This is a genomic window from Undibacterium sp. GrIS 1.2 (assembly GCF_040544435.1).
In the GTDB taxonomy this organism is placed as follows: Bacteria; Pseudomonadota; Gammaproteobacteria; order Burkholderiales; family Burkholderiaceae_D; genus Undibacterium.
This window is the reverse complement of the sequence record NZ_JBEONP010000133.1, coordinates 1-2,349: the sequence shown is the minus strand read 5'-3', so window position 1 is coordinate 2,349 and position 2,349 is coordinate 1. Positions and strand designations below refer to the sequence as shown.

The window sequence follows — 2,349 nt, the reverse complement described above, 5'->3', positions numbered from 1 at the left end:
AGGCCAGTCTGGCATCGTAAATTATCTCTCCCCTATTTTTGAGTCACTCGCGCCAGGCGCGGCATCACACGACACTGCGAATGACCGGACAAAAAATGGGATATCCGAAGAAGTAGCGATCAACAATGAAAAAACAAAAGTACAGCCGAGCGTGGCTGTCTACATTGCGGATCATATGGTGCTGGCCATATCGTAAAAATGGTACAACGGCATTGAATACAGCTTGATGGCGGCCTATGCAGAGGGCTTAAACATTTGCATAACGCTAATTAGCGTGCCACGAACAATAACTCTACAGCACACCCAAGAACCGCGACAGATGCAGAAACGACGCCATTACTGTTGGCTCGCAAATAATATTGATCAGGGGTACCGTAAAATTTGGACTGGTTTATGCTGAAATCCGTAGGCTCTTTCGGTATTCGTTGGGATTGATTGAATCGAGGGACATCTTGATACGCTTTTCGTTAGACAAGTAGACATAGGCGTCAACGATCAGAATGAATTCCTCAATGGCAACATTCTGCCAGTCCCGCGCATAAAACAACTCTGTTTTCAATCGTGCGAAGAATCCTTCGCAGGCCGCGTTATTCGGTGAACACCCTTTACGTGAGATCGATCGAACCAACTTAGCGTAATGTGCCCTTCAGAGCCATCTAGGCCAGCGATAGTTAGCACCGCGAAATGCTTGCTGCTCAATTGCAAACGCTTTAACTGCGTCTTCAAGCATGTCAGCAACAAGATTGAGCAGATTTGGCTTTCTCCAATTGGAATCGATCAGAGCTTCACCGCCACCTGACTCAACGGCAGGTTGATAACGGTAAAACGTATCACTCGAAGAGCCCATTACTTTGCAGGCTCGGTACACGTTACCTAGTTTGGCATCAAAGTTGAGTAACCCAACCTTGTGTCTAATGACGTTTTGAGAAATAATATTGCTCCTATGTCACTTTCGCGCTGATTTAATAAAGACTCACACCGCTATCAAACCGAGTAATCTCTCGTTTTGCGAGGACCTACTGTAAGGCCAAACCGAGACTAATACACGTAATTTGCTAAAGCTACATGCGATCAAATTCTATTCTGGCTACTTCATAACACTCCCCAGCAATCTCCTCCAACGCTTTTCTATTCAATATTGTGATGTAACCGCGTCGACATTGGAGCAGGCCTGCACTTTGCAATTTTTTGGATGCGTCCGTAATACTTTCTCGGCGTACACCTAAATTATTGGAGATTGCCTCATGCGTCACTTTCAATTCCTCGGAGGTCGAACGATCAAATCTATCTAAGATAAAACGGCACAGTTGTTTTTCAATTGAGTAGTGCCTGCTACAAACGCAGTTTTGCGCCATTTGTGCAAACAAGACTTGCATGTAGCGCATCATAGTCCGTTGTAAAACGCCGCCACGGCGATATTCTTGTTTCATGACAGACGCTTTTAAGCGATATGCATAGCCCGCAGATTGCACGACTGCATTACCTAATGCGGTTTCCCCCATCAGTGCGGAAATACCTACCATACCTTCGTTGCCCGCCACGGAAATTTCTGTTGAGGATCCATCCAGTAAGATAAATAACAGCGATATGATCGCCGTAGTAGGAAAATATACGTGAGCTGAATTACACCCGTATTCAAAAAGACGTTGATGAACTGAGAGTTGGACGAGTTCGAGGTGGGGGGCAAGAACATGCAAATCTTCGTCACCGAGATTTTTCAAGATCTTGTTTTGACGAAACCCATCGATACTTGGTTTCACCATATTACAGCGCCGATCTGTTCGTTTTAATTCAAAAATATTGCGATTGATGAAGGAATTTTCGTCGCTGACAGCTTGTTTCATTTCCTACCTCTTTTCGATCAATTAAAGAACGCAAAAAATCGATGGTCTTTGAAGCCTTATGCTCAATTTATAAAGTTACTTCACTCGATTCTGTCCTGGAATAACGTTAAATTTTCGATTTCAGATGCCAATCTACCAAAAATTCCAGAGCAAATTAATTTGCTTCGCACAAGCGTGTTTGAAAAATTTGTTTGCAGTACTCGTAAATTCAAGATCGTTCTTCGGTGATGCAACTTCTTAGTTATCATTACTTTTGATACAGGGTAAAGGCAAATAAATGTCTTGTCTGTTCGCTAACGCACAGAGCTTTATGACGTGGGAGGGGTGGTTATCAGTAAATGATACGTAGTTAGAGTTCTACAATTCGGGTGTGATTAGCTAATCGCCTTTCTGCAATTTAAACATAACTGAAGAGCTTCTTGCAAAATACCCAAACCAGTAAAGTCGAGCATGGGTGTGGCCACTGTTGCGATTGGTTTTCTTGTTTGAAGCGGCACATGTGACA

At 43.6% G+C, this 2,349-nt stretch carries 2 protein-coding genes and 3 pseudogenes; 2 read left to right on the top strand and 3 right to left on the bottom strand.

All coding sequences use genetic code 11. The features are described from left to right. The coding region (locus AAKU61_RS22435) for a hypothetical protein (RefSeq protein ID WP_354335832.1) at nt 1-196 on the top strand (196 nt) is incomplete at its 5' end. After that, a pseudogene (locus tag AAKU61_RS22880) lies at nt 139-256 on the top strand (phosphogluconate dehydrogenase (NAD(+)-dependent, decarboxylating)); the annotation flags it as partial. The gene AAKU61_RS22435 and the pseudogene AAKU61_RS22880, both read left to right, overlap by 58 nt. A 135-nt stretch (nt 257-391) precedes the next feature. Here AAKU61_RS22880 and AAKU61_RS22430 read toward each other — a convergent pair. From AAKU61_RS22430 to AAKU61_RS22420, 3 genes and pseudogenes are all read right to left on the bottom strand, one after another. Beyond that, nucleotides 392-742 (bottom strand): annotated as a pseudogene (locus tag AAKU61_RS22430) (IS3 family transposase); the annotation flags it as partial. Between the two features lie 12 nt (nt 743-754). Beyond that, nucleotides 755-916 (bottom strand): annotated as a pseudogene (locus tag AAKU61_RS22425) (helix-turn-helix domain-containing protein); the annotation flags it as partial. Nucleotides 917-1,061: 145 nt separating this feature from the next. Then, nucleotides 1,062-1,844, bottom strand: a complete 783-nt coding sequence (locus tag AAKU61_RS22420; protein WP_354335831.1) for a Crp/Fnr family transcriptional regulator — start codon at nt 1,842-1,844, stop codon at nt 1,062-1,064. Nucleotides 1,845-2,349: the final 505 nt, after the last annotated feature.